The organism is Flavobacterium panici (assembly GCF_024499525.1).
Classification (GTDB): domain Bacteria; phylum Bacteroidota; class Bacteroidia; order Flavobacteriales; family Flavobacteriaceae; genus Flavobacterium; species Flavobacterium panici.
Window position 1 is genome coordinate 2,856,873 of the sequence record NZ_CP100437.1, and the last position, 23,770, is coordinate 2,880,642.

Consider the following 23,770-nt stretch of genomic DNA (forward strand, 5'->3'; position numbering starts at 1 on the left):
AGTAAGTTAATAAGAATAAAACGTATTTCAGAAAAATACTATATTTGATTACCACGAACAATTAAATAACCCTTAAACACAATTTATGAAGAACTTATTACTAAGTGGAATTTTATGCTGCTCATTAGTTTCATTGGGCTCAGTTTATGCACAAAAAACAGAGGCACCCAAGTATATCACAAATGTCGAAGGTGTCAAAGAATATTCTTTAAATAATGGATTAAAAGTTCTTTTAATTCCAGATGCTTCTCAAAGTAATATGGTAGTCAATATTGTTTACAATGTTGGTTCCAGAAATGAAGGTTATGGCGAAAAAGGAATGGCGCATTTATTAGAGCATATGCTTTTTAAAAGCACTAAGAATTTAGGAGATATTAAAAAGATGCTCTCAGACAAAGGCGGAAACGCCAATGGAACCACTTGGTTGGACAGAACCAACTATTATGAAATATTTCCGTCAAGCGATGAAAACCTGAAATGGAGTATCGAAATGGAGGCTGACAGAATGATTAACTCTACCATTTTACAAACTGATTTGGATAAAGAATTTTCTGTAGTTAGAAATGAGTTTGAAATTGGAGAAAATAATCCTGACGGCGTTTTACAAGAGAGAATTCTTTCTTCGGCTTATGTGTGGCATAATTACGGAAACAGCACCATTGGTAGTAAAGAAGATATTGAAAGGGTAAAAGCAAATACACTTCGCGTTTTTTATGAAAAATATTATCAGCCAGATAATTCAACCTTGATCATTGCAGGTAAATTTGATGAACAAAAAGCATTGCAATATGTTGGGCAGTATTTTGGAGCAATCCCGAGACCAAAAAGAGTTTTAGATAAAACTTACACAATAGAGCCTGCTCAGGATGGTGAAAAATATGTAGAGCTTAAAAGAGCGGGTGACAGCAAAAATGTTGGCGCTTTATATCATACGGTATCTTATGCAGATAAAGATTATGCCGCAATTGATGCTTTAGGAGAAATCTTAACAGCGGATCCATCGGGTTATTTGTATAAAACATTAGTTGAAACACAAAAAGCATCCAATATTTATTTTTGGCAGCCATCGGTAAGAGACGCAAGTTTTATCTATTTTGGAGTTGCAGTTCCTAATGATAAAGATGTATATGCAACAAAAGATATTGTAAGAAGCGAGCTCGATAAAATAACTACTACAAAATACACAGATCAGGATGTAAGCAGAGCAAAGGCAAAAATTATCAAGCAAATAGAATCAGTAAAAAACAATACGATTTCGTATGCCATTAACCTAACCGAAATTATTGGTGCAGGCGATTACAGACTTGGTTATTTATACAGAGATGCTGTTGAGAAATTAACAAAAGAAGATATTCAAAGAGTTGCTGAGAAATATTTTAGACCAAATAATAGAACAGTCGGCGTATTTATTCCTTCTAAAGATGAGGTAAGGGTTAAGCCAAATGAATATACTGATGAACAATTGTTAGCACTTACTAAAGATTATAAAGGAAAAGCTTTAGAGAAAGAAGCGGCGCCTTTTGAGGCATCAATTAAAAATCTAAAACAGAATTTTGTTGAAGGAAAATTGACAAATGGTATCAAATATGGATTAATCAAAAAAGAGATTAAAGGCGGAAAAGTTCAGGCAAGTTTTAAGTTTCCGGTTAGCAATGAAAAAGATTTAACAGGTAAAAGTGATATTGCCGGAATCTTGGCTCAATTACTAAAAACAGGAACTAAAACGCAGACAAAAGAGCAAATTCAGGATAAATTAGATCAATTGAAATCATCAATTAATTTTAATTTTTCTAGACAAACATTATCGGTTAGCGTTAATACTTATAAAGAGCACTTTAAAGAGGTAATGGGAATTTTAGCAGATTTATTAGCGAATTCGACTTTCCCCGAAAATGAATTAACTAAAACAATCAGCGAATATAACACCTATTTAGAGTCTAGTTTAAATGATCCGCAGGCTGTTGCTTTTACAGAAATTTCGAGAATAACTACTAAATATCCAAAAGGAAGTATTTTTTATACACCAACAATTCAGGAACAAATTGATGCGTTTAAAAAAATTAAACAAGCTGAAATTGTTGATTTCTATACCAATTTTTTAGGTGGAAATAATGGAATAGGAAGTGTAGTAGGAGATTTAGATGCAAAAACTACAGGAGAGATTTTAGAAAATACATTTGGAAAATGGAATTCTAAATCAAAATACGAACTTGCTCAGCCGGCTTATTTTGAAACACAAAAATTAGATAAAGATATTATTACGCCAGATAAAGAAAATGCTGTGGCGCTAGGCAGAATCAGTTTTAAAATGGATAGAAAAAATCCAGATTATCCGGCATTTGTTATGGCAAATGAAATTTTAGGAAGCGGTGGTTTTTTAAGCGCCAGAATTCCGATGAGGTTAAGAGAAAAAGAAGGTATTAGTTACGGTGCGGGCTCTTTTATTGATGTGCCAATTACCAATGATGCAGCAGCCTGGACTTATTATGCTTTTTTAAACCCTACTAAAAAGAATGCTGTTGAAACAGCTGCAAAAGAGGAAATTGCAAAAGCATTAAAAGATGGATTTACAGCCGAAGAATTAAAATCAAATTTAGTAAGCTGGCAAAATGAAAGAAAAACAAGATTAGGGGTAGACAATACCTTAATGGAGCTAGTAAATACTTATTTACAATACGGAATAGCTCTTGATGATTATGATCAGCTTGAAACTAAAGTAAAAGCTTTAAAAGTGGATGAAGTAAATAAAGTTTTGAAAAAATACCTGACTTTAGATAAAATGACTTCAGTTTACGCTGGTGATTTTAATAAAAAACAATAATTGAGGTGAAATTCCAATAAAAAAAATCCAAATTCCAATTTTAAATAAGGAATTTTAAATCATTAAAACCGAAATGCATTTGTATTTCGGTTTTTTTTATGCAGCTGGTAAAGTTTGGAATTTGGAATTTAAGAAAATTGGAATTTATTTACTTTTAGAAATTGATATTTTTTATGTTATTCCTATTTTTAGAATTTCGAATTTATGAAAATTGGAATTTAAACTTGCCTTTTAGATTTATTTTTTGGTTTTTAAGACAATTGTGTTAATAACTTAAGTGCTTTAAGTCGGAATTTTATGGGTATATACCTTGCGTTTTTATATATTTGCGTGTTAGACAGTAAATACATTTTTTAGAATAAATTATATGAGCGAAGAGATCAAGAAGAACAATTATTCAGCAGATAGTATTCAGGCATTAGAAGGAATGGAGCACGTAAGAATGCGTCCATCCATGTATATTGGAGATGTAGGAGTTCGAGGACTGCATCATTTGGTTTATGAAGTTGTTGATAACTCTATTGATGAGGCGATGGGCGGACATTGTGATACTATTGGTGTTGCAATTAATGAAGATGGTTCTATTACAGTTGAGGATAACGGACGTGGTATTCCAGTTGATTTACATAAAAAAGAAGGAGTTTCTGCACTTGAGGTTGTAATGACTAAAATTGGTGCCGGAGGTAAATTTGATAAAGATTCTTATAAAGTTTCCGGAGGACTTCACGGTGTTGGGGTTTCTGTAGTAAACGCACTTTCGGTTCATATGAAATCGACTGTTTTTAGAGATGGAAAAATCTACGAGCAGGAATATGAAAGAGGAAAATCATTATATCCGGTAAAACAAATCGGAGAAACAGAAAAAAGAGGTACACGTCAGACTTTTTATCCTGATAATACAATCTTTACACAAACTACAGAGTTCTCTTATGATACCTTATCAGCACGTATGCGTGAGCTTTCTTTCTTAAACAAAGGAATCACAATTACTTTTACGGATAAAAGAGAAGTAGATGAAAAAGGCGAATTCAAAAGCGAAGTTTTTCATTCTGATGAAGGTCTTAAAGAATACATTCGTTATTTAGATGGAAACCGTGAGCCAATTATCTCTCACGTAATCAGCATGGATCACGAAAAAGGTGAAATCCCGGTTGAGGTTGCCTTAATTTATAATACAAGTTACACAGAGAATATTTTCTCTTATGTAAATAATATTAATACACACGAAGGGGGAACGCATTTACAAGGTTTTAGAAGTGGTTTAACAAGAACCCTTAAAAAATATGCAGATGCATCTGGAATGTTAGATAAATTGAAATTCGAAATTGCGGGAGATGACTTCCGTGAAGGATTAACAGCTATTATTTCGGTAAAAGTTGCTGAACCTCAATTCGAAGGACAAACAAAAACAAAGCTTGGAAACAGAGAAGTAGTTTCTCCGGTATCTCAGGCAGTTGGAGAAATGTTAGAGAATTATTTGGAAGAAAACCCAAATGACGCCCGAATCATTATTCAAAAAGTAATTTTAGCAGCTCAGGCACGTCACGCAGCGAAAAAAGCACGTGAAATGGTGCAGCGTAAAACCGTTATGGGCGGCGGTGGATTGCCAGGAAAACTTTCAGATTGTTCTGAGCAGGATCCTGCAAGATGTGAGGTTTACCTTGTCGAGGGAGATTCGGCTGGTGGAACAGCAAAACAAGGGCGTGACCGTAACTTTCAGGCGATTTTACCATTACGTGGTAAGATTTTGAATGTCGAGAAAGCGATGCACCATAAAGTATTTGAAAACGAAGAAATTAGAAACATATTTACGGCTTTAGGAGTTACTGTAGGAACTGCAGAAGACAGCAAAGCATTAAATCTTGAAAAATTAAGATATCATAAAGTAATCATCATGTGTGATGCCGATGTCGATGGTAGTCACATTTCTACCTTAATATTAACGTTCTTCTTCCGTTTCATGAAAGAACTAATTGAAGAAGGTCACGTTTATATCGCAGCACCACCTTTATACTTAGTTAAAAAAGGAAACAAAAAAGAATACGCATGGAACGATGTTCAGCGTGATCAGGCAAATGACAGAATGGGAGGAAGTGCAGCTATCCAGCGTTATAAAGGTCTTGGAGAGATGAACGCGGAGCAATTATGGGAAACCACAATGGATCCAAACTTCAGAACATTACGTCAGGTTACGATTGATAGTCTTGCAGAGGCAGATAGAGTGTTCTCTATGTTAATGGGAGACGAAGTTCCGCCACGTAGAGAATTTATCGAGAAAAATGCAGTTTACGCAAATATCGATGCCTAATAAAAATTAACTTTCAATTCGTTTAATTGTTTAAATTTACTTAAACGATTAAACGAATTGTCATTTATAAAACAAACAAACAAATTAATAACCGATAAAGTATAAAATATGAAAGTTACCATTGTAGGAGCAGGAAATGTTGGAGCTACTTGTGCAGATGTTATTTCTTATAGAGGAATTGCCAGTGAAGTAGTGTTGTTGGATATTAAAGAAGGTTTTGCCGAAGGGAAAGCGTTGGATATCACACAATGCGCCACAAATACTGGTTTTAATACTAAAGTATCTGGTGTAACCAACGATTATTCTAAAACTGCCGGAAGTGATGTAGTGGTTATTACATCAGGAATTCCGAGAAAACCAGGAATGACAAGGGAAGAATTAATTGGTATAAATGCAGGGATTGTAAAAACAGTTGCCGAAAATGTACTAAAATATTCTCCTGATACTATAATAGTTGTAGTTTCAAACCCAATGGATACTATGACTTATTTAGCTTTGAAAGCTACAGGATTGCCAAAAAACAGAATTATAGGTATGGGAGGAGCTTTAGATAGTTCTCGTTTTAGAACGTATCTTTCTCTTGCTTTAGATAAACCTGCTAATGATATTTCGGCGATGGTAATTGGAGGTCACGGTGATACTACTATGATTCCGTTAACACGTTTAGCATCTTATAACGGAATTCCGGTTTCGCAATTCCTTTCAGAAGAAGTACTTCAAAAAGTTGCTGCAGATACAATGGTAGGTGGTGCAACACTTACAGGGCTTTTAGGAACGTCTGCATGGTATGCTCCGGGAGCTTCTGTGGCTTATTTAGTAGATAGTATCCTAAACGATCAAAAGAAAATGATTGCATGCTCTGTTTTCGTAGAAGGAGAGTATGGACAAAATGATATTTGTATAGGAGTGCCGTGTATAATTGGTAAAAACGGTATCGAAGAAATTGTAGATATTCATTTAAACGACCAGGAAAAGGCTTTATTTGCCAAAAGTGCAGATGCAGTTCGTGGCATGAATGATGCTCTAAAATCGATTTTAGTATAATAAAAACAGGAAAAAAAGAAAAAGGCTGCACTTTTGCAGTCTTTTTTTTGAGATTAATTAATAAATAAATTGGTTAATGTTTTCGTTAATTATATATTTGCTCGATTTAAAAAAAATGTAGTAATTCGTGATCTCGATTTTTTAGTTTTAAAAACTCATGTCAGGGCTTATTTTTAGGGGATTTAAAACCAAAAACAAACATAAAACATAATTAATTTTTAGTAATAATGCAGAATAAAGGACTTATTAAATTTTTCGCAATTCTATTTGCATTGGTAAGTATTTACCAATTATCTTTCACTTTTGTGGCAAATAATGTCAAAAGTGAGGCTAAAGCTTTTGCAGGAGATAATCCTGATAAAGAGCTAAAATATTTAGATTCTATTGGTAAAGAAAAAGTGTTTAATCTTGGTTTTACTGACTTCACTTATAATGAAGTAAAAAACAAACAATTAAATAAAGGTCTTGACTTAGAAGGAGGAATCAACGTAATTCTTCAAATCTCTGTTAAAGACGTTTTAAAAGGATTAGCAAACAATTCTAAAAACCCGGTTTTTAATAAATCATTAGCTGATGCAACTGCAAATTTAGAAGGAAATAAGACCTATTTAAATAAATTCTTTGAAGCTTTTGAAGCAAACTCAAACGGAAATACAAAATTGGCTTCGCCAGATATCTTTGCAAACAGAAGTTTACAAGGTGAAGGTGGAATTGATTTCCAAATGACAGATGCACAAGCTCAAAAAGTAATCAAAAGAAAAGTTGATGAGTCTATCGAAAGTGCTTACAAAGTATTAAGAGAGCGTATCGACAAATTTGGTGTAACACAACCAAACATCCAAAAATTAGGAGAAACTGGAAGAATCTTAGTGGAGCTTCCAGGTGCTAAAGATGTTGACAGGATTAAAAAATTATTAGGTGGGAAAGCTCAATTAGAGTTTTGGGAAACTTATAAAATTGAAGAAGTTGGTAACTTCTTAGTTGCTGCTAACGAAGCTTTAAAGAAAACTGAAGTTAAAAAAGTAGAAACTAAAACAGTTGCTAAAGATTCATTGAATGCTTTATTAACTGATGCTAAAGATTCAGTTGATACTAAAAAAGGAAACAATCCTTTATTTGACAAAATGATTACTCAAGGCGGCGGTCCGGTTTTAGGATACTTCGCTACAAAAGATACTGCAACAATCAATGCTTATTTCAAAAGACCAGAAATCAGAATTTTATTGGCTGCTGACCAACATTATGCAAAATTTGTATGGAGTAAACCAACAACTGTAAAAGATCCTAAAGCAAAAGATTTAGCAAGCGCTAAAGATATTGAAGCAGTTGAATTATATGCTTTAAAAGGTAACAGAGATAACGTACCAGCTATGAGTGGTGGTGTTGTAACTGATGCAAAAGATACTTTTGACCAAATGGGTAAACCAGCTGTTTCTATGCAAATGAACAGCCAGGGAGCTAAAGTTTGGGAAGAACTAACAGGAAGAGCTTTCTCTCAAAAAGGTTATATCGCTATTGTATTAGATAACATCGTATATTCTGCACCAGGTGTTACAAGTGGTCCTATTGCTGGAGGAAGATCTGAAATTACAGGTTCTTTTGATGTTGCTGAAACTAAAGATTTAGCTAACGTATTAAATGCAGGTAAATTACCAGCTTCTGCAGACATTATTCAATCTACTGTTGTTGGACCATCTTTAGGTCAGGCTGCAATTGATGCAGGAACAATTTCATCTGTATTAGGATTCTTATTAGTTTGTGTTTGGATGGTATTCTATTATGGTAAAGCTGGATGGTATGCAAACCTTGCTTTATTATTGAACTTACTTTTCTTATTCGGAATTATGGCAAGTTTTGGTTTTGTATTAACATTACCAGGTATTGCAGGTATCGTATTAACATTAGGTACTGCGGTAGATGCCAACATTATTATATATGAAAGAGCAAAAGAGGAATTACGTGAAGGTAAATCATTATCTGAAGCTGTAGCTGCATCTTACGGATGGCACGGTGCAATGCGTTCTATTATTGATGCAAACGTTACTCACGTTTTAACTGGAGCGATCTTATTTATCTTTGGAACAGGACCAATCAAAGGTTTTGCTTTAACATTACTTATTGGTATCGTAACTTCATTGTTTACTTCTATCTTTATTGCTAGAATTTTCATTGACAGAAACATTGCTGGAAAAGGGGATTTAACTTTCTCTACAAACATTACTAAAAACTGGTTTACTAATTTCCACTTTGACTTTATTAAAATCAAAAAATTCACTTATATCTTCTCTTCAATTGTAGTAGTTGTAAGTTTAATTTCTATCTTCTTCGTTAACGGATTAGATGAAGGTGTTGATTTTGTTGGAGGAAGAACTTTCCAGGTTAAATTTGAAAAACCAATTGATGCAACAGTAGTTTCAGATGAATTATCTGCTGCTTTTGGAACTCCGGTTGAAGCTAAAATTTTAGGTGATGATGATCAGTTGAAAATCACAACTAAATACAAAATTAAAGAAGATGGTGTTGCTATCGATGAAGAAGTAAACCAAAAGTTATATAAAGGATTAATTAAATATTTCCCAAATACAACTTACGATAAATTCATCAACTCTTTTGACGGTAAAAAAGTTGGAGTATTACAAGCTTCTAAAGTTGGAGCTTCTATCTCTGAAGATATTAAAACTAACTCATACTGGGCAGTTCTTGGAGCAATGGCAGTTATTTTCTTATACTTAATGATCTCTTTCCGTAAATGGCAGTATTCATTAGGTGCGATTGCAGCTGTTGCGCATGACGTAATCTTCGTATTAGGAATTTACTCTTTATGTTATAAATTCATGCCATTCCACATGGAAATGGACCAGCACTTTATTGCTGCGATTCTTACCGTAATTGGTTACTCTATGAACGATACTGTAATTGTATTTGATAGAATTAGAGAATTTATCATCGGAAACCGTAAAGGTACTTTCGAAGATATCGTAAACGCTTCTATTAACACTACATTATCTAGAACATTGAATACTTCATTAATGATGATCATTGTATTATTAACGATGTTTATCTTTGGTGGAGAATCAATCAGAGGGTTTATCTTTGCCATGTTAATTGGTATTATTGTGGGAACTTATTCATCATTATTTATTGCTACACCAGTATTGGTTGACTCGATTTCTTCTGCTGATAAACACACAATCGAAGACAAGCATAACAAAGCATAATTAATTGCTTTAACTATATTAAAAAGATCCGGTGAAAGCTGGATCTTTTTTTTGTATTATATTTAATGAACTTTAAAATGATTTATGGGTAGAAAATTACTTTTATGTTTATTGCTTTTTAGCGTATTAAGAATTACTGCGCAAGAAGATAACTCGCGATTCTCAATTGGTTTTAATTATGGTTTTGGAAGTGAATTCAATAATAAAGATTACACTTTTGAAAATCACTTTTATAAAGCGCAGTTATATTATAAATTGAAAGAGACAAAACATTTTCAATATGAAATTTTGGTTCAGCCCGAAATAAATTATGCCAAACATCAATTGTTGAATTTTTATTTTGTGAAGCCTGAAACTCCGGATTATCAAGAGAAAAGAGATAGATATACGCAGTTAAAAGATGTTCGTGAGTATGTACTGAATCTTGGTTTTTTAATTCGGAAACCAATCAATAAAAATTGCTCCTTTTATGTTTTGGGAAGTGTAGGTCCAATGATAACAGATACGGAAACCGAAAGAATGTCTAAAGGTTTTGCTTTTGCAGATGTTTTAGCACTTGGTTTTTCTTTTAGGATACAGAAGATCCAATTTGATATTCGTCCTGAATTACGGCACGTTTCTAATGCAGGATTGAGTAGTAAGAATGCAGGTTACAATACTAAAAATATAGAATTTGGAATTTCATATCCACTATAAAAAAAAAGTCCAGTATTTCTAAATACTGGACTTTTATATTTTAAGGTTCTTATTTAATTATTAAGAAGTCGCTAAAGGATTTCTTTGCGCTCTAATAATAAAGAAAAGACCAATTATAATAAAAGGAATACTTAACCATTGCCCGGTTGAGAATAAACCTAATTCTTTTTCGATACCTCCCTGACTTTCTTTTACAAATTCAACGACAAAACGTACAGCAAATAAAAGAACTAAAAATAATCCAAATAAATATCCTGTTTTAAGTCTGGCATTGGTTTTCCAATACAAGAAATATAAAGCAGCAAATACAAAAATGTAGCAAAATCCTTCGTATAATTGAGTTGGATGTTTTGCAGGAACCTGCGCCAATAAATCAGCAAATTTGGGATCTGTCGCTATTGCATTATAAGCTTCTTTTGGATTGGCGATTTGAGTTGCATTTACTGCTTCTGCCTTGCTGAATTTATCATGTAAAAAACGGATTCCAAAAGCCGATGTAGTTTCATGTCCAATAATCTCAGAATTGAAAAAATTCCCTAAGCGAACAAAAATAGCACCGCTTGCAACTGGAATTACAACTCGATCTAAAATCCATAATAACGGACGTTTTAAAATCATTTTGCTGTAATAATACATGGCAACAATAATAGCAATTGCAGCACCATGGCTCGCTAAACCTTGAAAACCTGTAAATTCCCAGCCTTTAATAAAACCTAATAGTGTTTCATGTTCATTTTCTTTAATTGGTAAAAATATTTCAAGTAAATGATTTCTAAAATATTCCCAATCATAAAAGAAAACATGACCTAAACGAGCTCCAATTAACGTTGCTAAAACAGTCCAGACAAATAATGAGTCTAATTTGTCTAACGATTCATGTTCGCGTTCGAAAATCTTTTTCATTAGGAACCATCCTAAACCAAAAGCGATTACGAACATTAAACTGTAATAACGAATCATAAAAAATCCTAAATCTATTCCTTCTGAAGGATTCCAAACGATGTTTAAAGGCTGTGTCATATAGTGTAATGTTTTTTTATATGTTGTAAAAATAAATATTAAATGTGGAGCAAGTCTTTATAAAAAGTTAATGTTTATGTGAACATTTCTTCTCAGGAACGGGATCATAACCAGTTCTTCCCCAAGGATGACAGCTTAAAATTCGTTTCATTCCTAAATATCCTCCGTAAAATAATCCGTGCATTTGCAATGCCTGAATCATATAAGTCGAACATGTTGGTTCAAACCTGCATGAAGCGGGTGTAAAAGGTGAAATCGCAGTTTGATAAAAGCGCACCAGTATTACAAACGGATATATCAGAATTTTTGAAAACATATTTTATTAGTAATCAGTGTTCAGTATTTAGTGATCAGTTTAAGGTAAAGTGCAAATCTGAACACTAAATACTGAACACTGAATACTTCTTTTTATTAAATACTAAAAGAAGTTCCTTCTTTACCGTCTTTTAGCTGAATTCCTAAAGCAATTAACTGATCGCGAATTTGATCTGAAAGAGCGAAATTTTTATCGGCTCTCGCTTGATTTCTCATTCCGATAAGCATGTTTACAACACCTTCTAATTTATCGTTATTGCTGTCTGCTGCTTTCTCATCGCTTAAACCTAAAACATCAAAAACAAAAGCATTAATTGCTGTTGAAAATAATTTTAAATCTTCAGCAGAAATGGTTTCTTTTCCTTCTTTCAATAAATTGATATAACGAACGCCTTCAAATAACTGCGCAATTAAAATTGGCGTGTTAAAATCGTCGTTCATTGCGTCATAACAAGCATGTTTCCATGCGGCAAAATCAATAGAACTTGATGAACTGGTTTTTATTGTCGGTAATGCTTCAAGAGCTTCTATTAATCTTTTATATCCTTTTTCGGCAGCTGTAATCGCGTCATCAGAGAAATCTAAAATACTTCTGTAATGTGCCTGTAGCATAAAAAATCTAGTTACAGAAGCAGAAAAAGCTTTGCTTAAAATAGTATTATCACCGCTTAGAATCTCTCCCGGTAAAATATTATTTCCGGTAGATTTTGCCATTTTCTTTCCGTTAAGAGTAAGCATGTTGGCGTGCATCCAGTAATTTACCGGCGATTGTCCTGTGCAAGCTTCATTTTGAGCAATTTCACATTCGTGATGCGGGAATTTTAAATCCATTCCACCGCCGTGAATATCAAAATGATTCCCTAAATATTTAGTACTCATTGCAGTACATTCTAAGTGCCAGCCTGGAAAACCATCGCTCCAGGGAGAAGGCCATCTCATAATATGTTCTGGTTCAGCTTTTTTCCAAAGTGCAAAATCCTGCGGATTTCTTTTGTCCGATTGTCCATCAAGATCACGGGTGTTAGCAAGCATATCTTCGATATTTCTGCCGCTTAAAACTCCGTAATTATTGGTTTCGTTATATTTTACAACATCAAAATAAACTGATCCATTGGCAACATAACCAATTCCGGTATCAATTATTTTTTTGATAATTTCGATTTGCTCAATAATATGTCCGGTTGCAGTTGGCTCAATACTTGGCGGTAAAAAGTTGAAGGCTTTTAAAATGTCATGAAAGTCAACCGTATAACGCTGAACAACTTCCATAGGCTCTAGCTGCTCTAAACGTGCTTTTTTAGCAATTTTATCTTCACCTTCATCAACATCATCTACAATATGGCCAACATCGGTAATATTTCGAACATAACGAACTTTGTAATCCAGATGTAAAAAGTACCTGAAAATCACGTCAAAAGACATAAAAGTCCTTACGTTTCCTAAATGCACATTGCTATAAACCGTTGGTCCGCAAACATACATTCCAACATTTCCTTCATGGATTGGTTTGAAATTTTCTTTTTCACCCGAAAGGGAATTGTATATTTTTAGGGGTTGACTGCTATATAGTGGCATATTTTTTTAGTTGATTTTTTAGGAGCTATTCCTGCTGTCTGCTGTATCTTTTATCTCGTAAAGACGAGACCATAAAACAATGCCGCTTCCATCAGGGCTAGACCATAAATATAATAGAAATATCGTAAAAAATTAGAACTGAGTATCTAATTTAATGTAATCCAAAAACTCTCTTTTAGTTTGAGGATCTTTGAATTTTCCGCCAAATTCAGAAGTTACTGTACTGCTTTCAATATCTTTAATTCCTCTTGAGTTCACACAAAGGTGTTTCGCATCAATAACGCACGCAACATCTTCTGTACCTAAAGCTTTTTGAAGTTCCTGAACAATCTGCATTGTTAAACGCTCCTGAACCTGAGGTCTTTTAGCATAATATTCAACAATACGGTTCATTTTTGATAAACCAATAACTCTTCCACTTGAAATATAAGCAACGTGAGCACGCCCTATAATTGGCAGTAAATGGTGTTCGCAGGTAGAATAAACAGTAATGTTTTTTTCTACTAACATTTCACCGTATTTGTAATTATTGTCAAAAGTTGAAGCTTTTGGCTGTTTTGCAGGGTTTAAACCACCAAAAATCTCTTTTACAAACATTTTGGCTACTCGGTTTGGAGTACCTTTTATGCTGTCGTCTGTCAAATCCATTCCCAGCGTTTGCAGAATGTTTTCAACATCTTTTTTAATTTTTTCTATTTTTTCTTCATCAGTTATGTCAAATGCGTCCGCTCTTAAAGGGTTTTTTGCATTACTGCTGAAATGACTGTCACCTATTTCGTCTAAAAAATCTTCGTTATTTATCATTAAAAACTACTATTATAATGGGTATATCTTTTTAAGGGGGTAAAGATAATTAATAAATGGGAAACCTTTTCTATCGTTTTTACTATTTAATTGATCCTTTTTGGATATAATTTAAAAATGGTCTAATTGTGTGACTCCTTAAAATACAAAAGACAATAACACGAATGGATATTGTCTTTTGAAAGTTTAAGTTTAGTTTGTCTTTTATTTGCTGTTGTATGCCAAAAGTGCTTCTTTTAAAATATTTACAGCAGTTACTAAGTCTTTCTTATTCAAAACATATGCAATACGAACCTGATTTAATCCCATTCCAGGAGTTGAATAAAATCCTTTTGCAGGAGCAATCATAACTGTTTCGCCATTTAAGTCATAACTTTCTAGAAGCCATTGAGCAAAATCATCAGAATCTGCAATAGGTAACTCAGCAATACAGTAAAAGGCACCTTTTGGTTTAGTTACAACTACACCTTTAATTTTATTTAATTCTGAAATTAAAGTGTCTCGACGCTCTTTATATTCTCCAATTACTTCGTCAAAATAACTTTGAGGCGTATCAATTGCGGCTTCGCATGCAATCTGCTCAATTGTTGGCGGACTTAAACGCGCCTGAGCAAATTTCATTACTGTTGCCAGTACTTCCTTATTTTTAGTAATCAAACATCCAATTCTCGCGCCGCACATACTGTAGCGTTTTGAAACTGAATCGACCATGATTACGTTTTGTTGTACATCTTCTAAATTCATAACTGAATAGTGTACATCATCTCCATCATACAAAAACTCACGATATACTTCGTCAGCAATTAAGTATAAATCGTATTTTTTAATTAAACCTGCTAATTGTTTAATTTCAGTTTCTGAATATAAATATCCGGTTGGATTACCCGGATTACAGATTAAAATTGCTTTTGTTTTTGGTGTAATCAACTTTTCGACTTCTTCAATACTTGGCAAAGCAAATGCCGTTTCGATAGTCGAAACAAGAGGAATTACCGTTGCACTTGTAGAAGAGGCAAACGCGTGATAATTAGCATAAAAAGGCTCTGGAATAATGATTTCATCTCCAGGGTCTGTAATTGTGGCCAGTGCAAATAAAAGGGCTTCAGAGCCACCAGTTGTAACAATGATGTCTTCTGAGTTAACATTTACATTTTGGCGTTGGTAAAATTTTGCTAATTTTTTTCTGTAGCTTTCATATCCGGCTGACGGACTGTATTCTATAATACTTAAATCAATATTTTTTACCGCCTCGATGGCCACTTCGGGTGTCTTGATATCCGGTTGACCAATGTTTAAGTGATACACTTTGTGTCCTTTTTGCTTTGCTAAATCTGCATAAGGAGCAAGCTTGCGTATCGGTGATTCGGGCATGTTTCTGCCTTTGCTTGAAATTGTTGGCATGAGATTTTTTATTGAAGTGCAAAAATGCATTTTTTTTTCGAATTTAACGTAAACAATGCATAGACTTATAAAAATCTAACAATAATAAATATATTTACTAATTTTATAATAAAATATTGTCAATGAAAAAATATATAGTGTTGTTTTTTGGGTTATTGTTACCTTTTTGTGTAAAATCTCAGGATAGTTTTATTATCCAAAATAACAAACAAAAGGCTGTAATTCCTTTTAAATTGATAAATAACCTCATTTTTATTCCAATTAAAGTAAACGGAATCGAGCTGAATTTCTTGTTAGATTCTGGTGTCGAAGAAACTATTTTATTCAGTATGGATGAAATGCAGGAGGTTAAATTTAATAACGTCGAAAAAATCAGACTTAGAGGATTAGGATCTGAGAGTGAAATTGAAGGACTTAAATCGACAAAAAATACTTTTGAAACACACGGATTAAGATCTGATAATCATATGCTGTTTGTGATTTTAGATCAAAGTTTTAATCTTTCGTCACATATTGGTATTCCGGTAAATGGAATTATTGGTCATAAATTCTTTAAAAATAATATTGTAGAAGTCAATTATGAAAAGCGAAAAATTATTGTGCATTCAAATAATGAATCTATTAGAAAAAAATTAGATAAAAAATTTAAAGCAATACCTATTACAATTGAAAAATCTAAGCCTTATATTTACACAACTGCAGTTGTAGACGATGAAGAAATTCCGGCAAAATTATTAATTGATATTGGTAATAGTGATGCTTTTTGGATTTTTGAAAACAATATAATAAAACTCCCGAAGAGAAATTTTCCTGATTTTCTGGGAAAAGGTTTTAGTGGAGATATTGAAGGGCATCGTGCAAGAATTCAAAAATTTATAATTGATGAATTTGAATTTAAGAAACCAATTGTAGCTTTTCCAGATTCGACATCTATTAAAAATGTAAAGATGGTTCCGGACCGTATTGGTTCTGTTGGCGGAGAAATCTTAAAGCGTTTTACAGTAGTTTTAGATTATGCAGATAAAAAGTTGTACCTTAAAAAAAATCACAAGTTTAAAGATCCTTTTACTTATAATAAAAGTGGAATTACAATCCAGCACAATGGACTGCAATGGGTTCAGGAAACTGTTCATTTGGAAACTGTAAAGGTTGCTGCATCACTAAATGAAGGAGAACCAAACCAAAATAACGGGGGAAATTTTAGATATAAATTTTCTTTGAAACCCGTTTATGAGATTGTCAATATTAGAAAACAATCTGCAGCAGAAAAATGCGGATTGCAAAAAGGAGATATTATAACCTCCATAAATGGTGAACGGCCTTATAAATATTCGTTGCAGCAAATTAACCAGCTTTTAAAGTCAGAAGAAGATAAATGGATTAATCTCGAAGTAGAGCGTAACAGCTTGATTTTGAAGTTTAGATTTAAACTCGAAGATGAGTTGTAAATTATGGATTATGATTCTTTAAATTTTTTAGATTAAAAAGTTTTGTTTCATTAATGATTTTTAAAATTGTTTGAATTTTGTGAAAAAATAAGTGTTAAAACTACTTTTTTGTTTAACAAACATTAATAATTTATTAAGTTTATCAAAAAATAGCAGTTTATGGCCAAAAAATACAATGATTTCTTACGTATAATTTTATTTTTTGTTTTTTTATCATTTTTACCTCAAATAGTAAATGCTCAATGTGCAGGGAATGACGCAAGTTTAACAGTTTGTGATATTCCCAATCCCAGCAGCAAAACAATAAATTTATTCTCACTACTAGGCGGATCTCCTGTTACAGGAGGAGTTTGGACTGATGATAATTCTTCAGGTGGATTAAATTTAGTTACGGGAATTTTAAATGCTCAGGTGATTAGAGCAAGTGGTATATATCGTTATACTTATACAGTTACAGGAAATACTGGTTGTGTTGATAATTCGGCAACCGTTACAGTAACTATAGGAGGTTATTCCGGGGTTACTTCACCAAATGTTTCTGTCTGTAGTTCTGTAGTTAATTTTAATCTTTTTCAAGCGTTTAACGGAGTTGATGTAAGTCCGCAGTTTAATGGGCAGTGGCACAACGATACTACAAATGAGAATGTTTTTGGATCTTCTGTAAATGTTGAAAATCTAGAAGGAACTTTTTATTTTACATATACAATGCCTGCAATAGGGACTTGTCCAGCAATGTCATCAACAGCTATAGTAACTGTTTTTAGAGCACCAGATTCTGGGCAAGCGACGTCGGCTTTAATTTTATGTGCAAGTGATGGTTTATCTGCTTATACAAATTTCGATTTATATAGTCTGATTTCTGGGTATGATACTGGAGGAAACTGGATAGAGGGAAGAACTAATGAATTAACTTTTAAAGGGGACCACAACGTTAATGTTGAAAATATTTATAATACACTAGGAGAAGGAACATATGGTTTCAATTATGTCGTTCCATCAACAAATCCAATATGTGCAGATGATCAAACTACAGTACTTATACGCCTTGAGAATAAGCTTGATTTTACGGGAGCGATTCTAGAAGTTAATTCGGATATATGTGAAACAGAAATCCCAACAGCCACTTATAATGGAACAATAACAAAAGGACTTGCAAATATTCCTAACGGTAGTTATTTTGTTGAATACAATATTTCTGGTCGTTTAGGATATGTAAAGATTGCCGCAAATTTCGTAAATGGAGTTCTTACGTTTCCTATTGACTCAGAAAATTTTAAAAAAGTTGGAACTTTTAGAATTACTATTTTAGCAATTTATCCTACTAACAGCGCTCGAGCATGTCAAAACGTTATAAATAATTTGTTTGATGATTTAATTATTTATCCCAATCCAGATTTATCTGGAGCAGTAATTAGCCCCGCAGTAACTTGCCAAAATCAAGATGCTGTAATCCAGATTTCAAATGCTGTTAAACTGGCAGATGGAGATTATGATATAGTGTATAAACTATCAGGAGCAACAAATGTATCTTCACAAGTTGCTAGAATTACTGTATCAGGAGGAAATGCAACCTTCGTTGTACCGGAAATATTTAACTCAAGAAGTGGTACCTCTATTGTAACCATTACAGCAATTACACATGTAGTTTCACAATGCGTTAATGCAGCCAATTTATCAGGTGAGATTCTCATTAATCCTCTGCCAAATGGATCACTTTTAAGATTGCAGATTCAAAATGTATGTTTTGGTGAAGAAGTAAAAGTAAACGTCTCTGGTTTTCAGACTTTGACAGACGTTACTTTGTCTTATAAACTTTCGGGAAGTAATATTTCTAATGTAGAAACGATTGTTTTAAATCCAGTAGACGGGAGTGCTAGTTTTATTATTCCGTCAAGCTTGCTTGTAAGTTCTGGTTCAACAATAATTTCTATTATTAAAATAAAGAACAATATCACCACTTGTGAAAGTGACGTAACGGGAATATCAGGTACTTTTATATTAAATCCAATTCCGGCTGCGCCATCAGTAAACAATCAGGAATTTTGTAAAAGAGATCAAGCCACTATTGCAAATTTGCAGCCTCAGGGAGCTCAATATAAATGGTATATTTCTGCGACCGAAGTTACACCTCTTCCAAATACATATGTTTTAAAATCTGAAGATTATTTTGTTAAGGAAACTTCTGCTGCTGGTTGTGTATCTCCTGCAACGCAAATTACTGTAACAATAAATGATATACCAGCGCCAACTTTAAACCAGGACGGGCAAAACTTTTGTGGCTTAGACAATCCAACAATTCTTGATTTATCAAATAATACTGGATCACCTTCAACTGTTGTTTGGTATGACGCACCAAATAATGGAAACTTGCTTTCGGCTTCAACTCCTTTAGTAGATAAAGCAACTTATTATGGGTTTGATTTTTCGCCGACACAAAATTGTGTTTCACAAGAAAATATTGCCGTTACGGTTTCATTAATAGTTTGTGATTCTCCAGAATATACATTTTTTGTTCCCGATGGATTTTCTCCAAACGGAGACGGAATTAACGACACTTTCACTATTCCGGACATCGATTTTTTATACCCAAATTATTCACTGGAAATTTTTAACAGATATGGAAACGGAATGTATAAAGGCTTTAAAAATAAGCCGGCTTGGGATGGAATAAATTACGAACAAAGTGGAATTGGCGGCGGAATAGCACCAAACGGAGTATATTTTTACATTCTCTATTTTAATAAAGACAATAGACCTCCTCAACAAGGGCGTCTTTATTTAAATCGATAATTTTTAATATAAATTTCAAATGAAAAAAATAATACTCTATATAACTTTCTTCTTCTATATAACATCAGTTTCTGCGCAGCAGGATCCTGAATACACACATTATATGTACAACATGAGTGTGGTGAATCCGGCATATGCAACTGGAGTTCCTGCTATGATGAATTTTGGTGGATTGTACAGAACACAATGGGTTGGCGCAGTTGGCGCGCCAAAAACTTTTACCTTTTTTGGTCACACGGCGATATCTGATAAAGTCGAAGCCGGACTCTCCTTTATATCAGATGATATTGGTGATGGTGCTAAAAAAGAAAACAATATTTATGCTGATTTTGCATACGTTTTAAAGTTAGGAGGAAAAAATAAGCTCTCTCTTGGTCTTAAAGCTGGACTATCATCAATGCAAACCAATTTCAATGGATTTAAGTTTAATGATCCTGCAACAGATATGGCTTTCGCCGAAAACATAAATGCTACTAAACCAAACATTGGAGTAGGAGCTTATTATTTTAGAGATAATCTATATGTCGGACTTTCGGTTCCTAACTTATTGAGGACAAAATATATTGAAGACAAATCGGGAGTGAATGCTTTTGGAGCTGAAAACATTCACACTTTCCTAACCGCTGGATATGTTTTCCAGGTAAATGATATGTGGAAAGTGAAACCTGCATTTATGACAAAATTTGTAAAAGGAGCACCAATTTCAATAGATTTAACAGCCAATGTTTTGTATAATGAAAAATTTGAACTTGGTGCGGCTTATAGAATTGACGATTCGGTAAGTGCTTTGTTTAATTTTAATGTAACCCCTACTTTAAGAGTTGGTTATGCATACGATTATACACTTACCAATTTAGGTCAGTTTAATTCGGGAACACATGAAATTATGCTGCTTTTTGATTTGGATTTATTAGGTAAAGGATTTGATAAATCACCAAGATTCTTCTAAAATGAAAAATATGAAAAAACTACTCGTTATTATATTCGTATTTTCAATACAGTTTATAAACGCTCAGGATCAGGAATTGATTAGAGCAAAGAAATTTTTTGATAGAACTTACTACAGCGAAGCTATTGTTTTATATGAAAAATTAGCCGAAGAAAAACCATCTCAGGAAGTAATAAAAAACCTTGCCGATTCTTATTATTATACAAATGATTTAGTAAAAGCACAGCGCTATTATCGTCTTTTGATTCAAAATTATAATGACAATTTAGACAGGGAATATTATTTTAGATACGCACAAACTCTAAAAGCTACAAATGCATACAATGATGCAAATACTGTTTTAAAAGAATATTATTCAAAATCATCAAATCCCGAAGATGCAGTAAATTACGAAAAAGACGTAAAAACTCTAGAAAATGTTTCGGCAATTGGAAAAAGATTTGAAATTAAAAATCTTCCAATAAATACACCAAATTCTGAGTTTGGAGCAGTTAAATATAAAGACAACCTAGTTTTTGCAGGAGTTAAGTTAAAACCGGGAATATTCGATAAAAAATTTAAATGGGATGGCGAAACCTATTTAAATCTGGTTACAGTTCCGCTAAAAAATATTAATGCAGCAGATTCTATTACGCATTATTTTGCAAAGGAATTAAAAACCGGAATGCATGAGTCAAATGCCATTTTTACAAAAGATGGTAAAACTATTTACTTTACAAGGAATAATTCTAAAAACGGAAAGAAAAAGAAAGACGAAAAGAAAATTTCAAACCTTCAAATTTTCAAGGCAGAATTAGTCGGAGGAAAATGGACAAATATAACATCGTTACCTTTTAATAGTCCAAATTATTCAGTAGAACATCCTGCGCTTAGTGCTGATGAAAAAGTATTGTATTTTGCTTCAGATATGCCGGGTTCAATAGGTTCTTTTGATATTTATTCGGTAAACATAAACAAAGGTGCATTTGATACTCCAAAGAATTTAGGTCCCGAAATTAATACAAATAAAAGAGAACAATTTCCTTTTGCTTCCGCAGATAATAAACTTTACTTTTCTTCTGACGGGCATTTAGGTTACGGATCTTTGGATGTTTTTGTTTCTGAAATAAACGGAAATGAATATTCAAAACCAATAAATATCGGGCTTCCATTAAACTCAAATTTAGACGATTTTGCATTCAATATAGATTCGGAAACCAAAGAAGGATATTTTGCATCAAATAGAGAAGGAGGAAAGGGCGGTGACGATATTTATCAATTTAAAGAAACTAAAGATTTAATTGTTGAAGATTGTCATCAGTTAATTACAGGTATTATTACAGATATTGACACTAAATTGGTTTTAGAAAATGCAACCGTAATACTGCAGGATTCAAATAATAAAACCCTGAATACAGCAACAACTTCTGCAGATGGAAAGTTTAGTTTTAGAGCTCCATGTGAAGCTTCTTATAAAGTTTCGGCTTTTAAAGAAAAATATACAAATGAATCTAAAACGGTAACTTTAGATAATATCAGAGATAAAGAAAATGACGCTTCTTTAGCATTAAAATCTTTGGAAAAAATCAAACTCGAAGAAAAAGAAAATGCCGAAAAGAAAAGACAGCAGGAAATTGTTATAGAGGAAGAAAACAAGAAAAAAGAAGTTCTTGCCGCTGTAGAATTAAAGCAGAAAGAGAAAAAAGCTAAAGAAGCTGAAATCGCTGCCGCAGAAATCAAAAAGAACGAAAAAGTAAAACAAATTTTAGAGCAGGAAAAAGATGTTGTAAGAGATAAAGATCGTTTAATTATTAAAACAGATCCAATTTATTTCGATTACAATATGTGGTACATTCGTAAAGAATCAAAAGTTGTTTTAGGAAGAGTTGTAGCACTGATGAATAAATATCCGGGAATGGTAATCGAAATTGGTTCGCATACAGATTCTCGTGGAAATGCAAAATTCAATGAAAATTTATCTCAAAAGAGAGCCAATTCGACCAGAGAATTTATCATACAATCCGGAATTGATGCCAAAAGGGTTTCTGCTAAAGGCTACGGAGAATCGGTGCCAATTATAAAATGTAAAACCGATGATGCATGCTCTGAAGAAGAACATGAATTAAATAGAAGATCTGAATTTGTGATTAAGAATTTATAAATTCTGTGAAAACAAATAATTTAATTGAGAAGCCTTTATTTTGGCTTCTTTTTTATTTAATTTTATAAAATAACCTTGAAACAAAATATTGAAATATGAAAAACCTAGTTTTACCTTGTCTGGTATTTATCTGCATTGGATTTCAAAGCTGTAAAAATGAAGAAAAACAAAAACAAGCTGAAGCAGCAAAAGCTGAATCTGAAATAGTTGTAAAAACGGAGTGTTATCAGGCCATATATGAAAAAGATACTCTTCAACTAAAACTTAACACTTTAAAAAGCGGAAAATTAAGTGGAAATATGATTATGAAAGTTGCGCCTTCAACCGTAAGAACGGGTGAAATTAAAGGAGAATTTCATGGAGATACTTTATTTGCTGATTATACTTTTAAGGATTTAGCAACTAAAGACAAAACATTTAAAAACCCAATGGCTTTTTTAAAGAAAGACAAACAGCTTATTTTAGGAAACGGAACAATGCAGACTACAATGGGAGTTACTTACTTAGTAAAAGACCAGCCAATTGATTTTGATCGTGTAAAATATAAATTTGATGCAGCTGAATGTGCTGTGAAAACAGAAAAATAGCCACAATATTGTCATTTCGACGAAGGAGAAATCTCCACGAGAAGCTCGACAAAGATTGGATACTCGTTGCGGAGTTACTTGCGGAGATTTCTCCTTCGTCGAAATGACAAAATCATCAAAAAGTGACTTTAATTCATCATAAAAAAAGCCGTTTCTAAATTTAAGAAACGGCTTTTACTATTTATTAGATTTTATTTTTGTTATAAAACTTCGCCTTTAATTTTTAAGGCAACGCGGCCATCAGGATAGTTTACAGCATTGGTTTCAACCGTAATTGTTTTACGAATTGGGCCAGCAGCCATGTTATATTTAACATCAATTTTTCCTTTTTTACCAGGCATTACAGCTGCTGCAGGTTTTGTAACAACTATAGAACTAACTGTCGATTCTGCACCAATAATTAAAAGCGGTGCATCGCCGGTGTTAGTAAACTCAAAGGAGCGAACTCCATTATCAGTCTTAGAAATTTTTCCATAATCAATTGTATTGTCCGGGGCTGCAAATTCAATTTTTGGGCCATTTTGTGCATAACCTATTGCGCTAAACAATACGACTGCAATAAAAGAGGCAACATTTTTCATCTTGAAATTATTTTTAAGTTGTAAGTAAATATACATTCTTTTAATTAACACACAAATTATTAATTCGCTTTTT

16 protein-coding genes are annotated in these 23,770 nt (G+C 33.1%); 10 read left to right on the top strand and 6 right to left on the bottom strand.

The features are described from left to right. Window positions 1-85 precede the first annotated feature (85 nt). The 5 genes from NLJ00_RS12180 (at window position 86) to NLJ00_RS12200 (ending at window position 10,087) form a co-directional block, all read left to right on the top strand. Window positions 86-2,821, top strand: a complete 2,736-nt coding sequence (locus NLJ00_RS12180) for a M16 family metallopeptidase (protein WP_256637373.1) — start codon at window positions 86-88, stop codon at window positions 2,819-2,821. Between the two features lie 367 nt (window positions 2,822-3,188). Further along, entirely contained in the window at window positions 3,189-5,129 is a 1,941-nt protein-coding gene (gene gyrB / locus NLJ00_RS12185) for a DNA topoisomerase (ATP-hydrolyzing) subunit B (protein ID WP_256637374.1), read from the top strand. Window positions 5,130-5,237: 108 nt separating this feature from the next. Beyond that, window positions 5,238-6,173, top strand: a complete 936-nt coding sequence (gene mdh / locus NLJ00_RS12190; RefSeq protein ID WP_053470983.1) for a malate dehydrogenase — start codon at window positions 5,238-5,240, stop codon at window positions 6,171-6,173. A gap of 227 nt (window positions 6,174-6,400) precedes the next feature. Next, window positions 6,401-9,391 (top strand): protein translocase subunit SecDF, encoded by a 2,991-nt coding sequence (gene secDF, locus NLJ00_RS12195; protein WP_256637375.1) that lies wholly within the window; start codon window positions 6,401-6,403, stop codon window positions 9,389-9,391. Window positions 9,392-9,475: 84 nt separating this feature from the next. Next, a complete protein-coding gene (locus tag NLJ00_RS12200) occupies window positions 9,476-10,087 on the top strand; it encodes an acyloxyacyl hydrolase (RefSeq protein ID WP_256637376.1) in 612 nt (203 codons plus the stop codon). A gap of 60 nt (window positions 10,088-10,147) precedes the next feature. Here NLJ00_RS12200 and lgt read toward each other — a convergent pair whose 3' ends face one another. The 5 genes from lgt to NLJ00_RS12225 all read right to left on the bottom strand — a co-directional run bounded on the left by lgt (window position 10,148) and on the right by NLJ00_RS12225 (window position 15,202). After that, window positions 10,148-11,107, bottom strand: coding sequence for a prolipoprotein diacylglyceryl transferase (lgt, locus tag NLJ00_RS12205; protein ID WP_256637377.1), 960 nt, complete (start codon window positions 11,105-11,107; stop codon window positions 10,148-10,150). 67 nt (window positions 11,108-11,174) lie between these two features. After that, window positions 11,175-11,423: a membrane protein insertion efficiency factor YidD gene (gene yidD, locus NLJ00_RS12210; protein ID WP_053470979.1), complete on the bottom strand. Its 249-nt coding sequence runs from the start codon at window positions 11,421-11,423 to the stop codon at window positions 11,175-11,177. Window positions 11,424-11,518: 95 nt separating this feature from the next. Beyond that, window positions 11,519-12,997: a cysteine--tRNA ligase gene (cysS, locus tag NLJ00_RS12215; RefSeq protein WP_256637378.1), complete on the bottom strand. Its 1,479-nt coding sequence runs from the start codon at window positions 12,995-12,997 to the stop codon at window positions 11,519-11,521. 132 nt (window positions 12,998-13,129) lie between these two features. Further along, window positions 13,130-13,801: a GTP cyclohydrolase I FolE gene (gene folE, locus NLJ00_RS12220; RefSeq protein WP_091495932.1), complete on the bottom strand. Its 672-nt coding sequence runs from the start codon at window positions 13,799-13,801 to the stop codon at window positions 13,130-13,132. A gap of 204 nt (window positions 13,802-14,005) precedes the next feature. Then, window positions 14,006-15,202, bottom strand: a complete 1,197-nt coding sequence (locus NLJ00_RS12225) for a pyridoxal phosphate-dependent aminotransferase (protein ID WP_256637379.1) — start codon at window positions 15,200-15,202, stop codon at window positions 14,006-14,008. Window positions 15,203-15,324: 122 nt separating this feature from the next. Between NLJ00_RS12225 and NLJ00_RS12230 the strand changes: the two genes are divergently transcribed. The 5 genes from NLJ00_RS12230 (at window position 15,325) to NLJ00_RS12250 (ending at window position 23,116) form a co-directional block, all read left to right on the top strand. Further along, window positions 15,325-16,650: a PDZ domain-containing protein gene (locus tag NLJ00_RS12230; protein WP_256637380.1), complete on the top strand. Its 1,326-nt coding sequence runs from the start codon at window positions 15,325-15,327 to the stop codon at window positions 16,648-16,650. Window positions 16,651-16,809: 159 nt separating this feature from the next. Next, entirely contained in the window at window positions 16,810-19,440 is a 2,631-nt protein-coding gene (locus NLJ00_RS12235) for a gliding motility-associated C-terminal domain-containing protein (protein WP_256637381.1), read from the top strand. Window positions 19,441-19,459: 19 nt separating this feature from the next. Then, window positions 19,460-20,389, top strand: coding sequence for a PorP/SprF family type IX secretion system membrane protein (locus tag NLJ00_RS12240; RefSeq protein ID WP_256637382.1), 930 nt, complete (start codon window positions 19,460-19,462; stop codon window positions 20,387-20,389). A gap of 10 nt (window positions 20,390-20,399) precedes the next feature. After that, entirely contained in the window at window positions 20,400-22,529 is a 2,130-nt protein-coding gene (locus tag NLJ00_RS12245) for an OmpA family protein (protein ID WP_256637383.1), read from the top strand. Between the two features lie 95 nt (window positions 22,530-22,624). Further along, a complete protein-coding gene (locus NLJ00_RS12250) occupies window positions 22,625-23,116 on the top strand; it encodes a hypothetical protein (RefSeq protein ID WP_256637384.1) in 492 nt (163 codons plus the stop codon). A gap of 200 nt (window positions 23,117-23,316) precedes the next feature. On the opposite strand, the gene NLJ00_RS12255 is transcribed toward NLJ00_RS12250, so the two are convergent. After that, complete coding sequence (locus tag NLJ00_RS12255; RefSeq protein ID WP_053471178.1) at window positions 23,317-23,697, bottom strand: DUF1573 domain-containing protein; 381 nt, start codon at window positions 23,695-23,697, stop codon at window positions 23,317-23,319. Window positions 23,698-23,770: the final 73 nt, after the last annotated feature.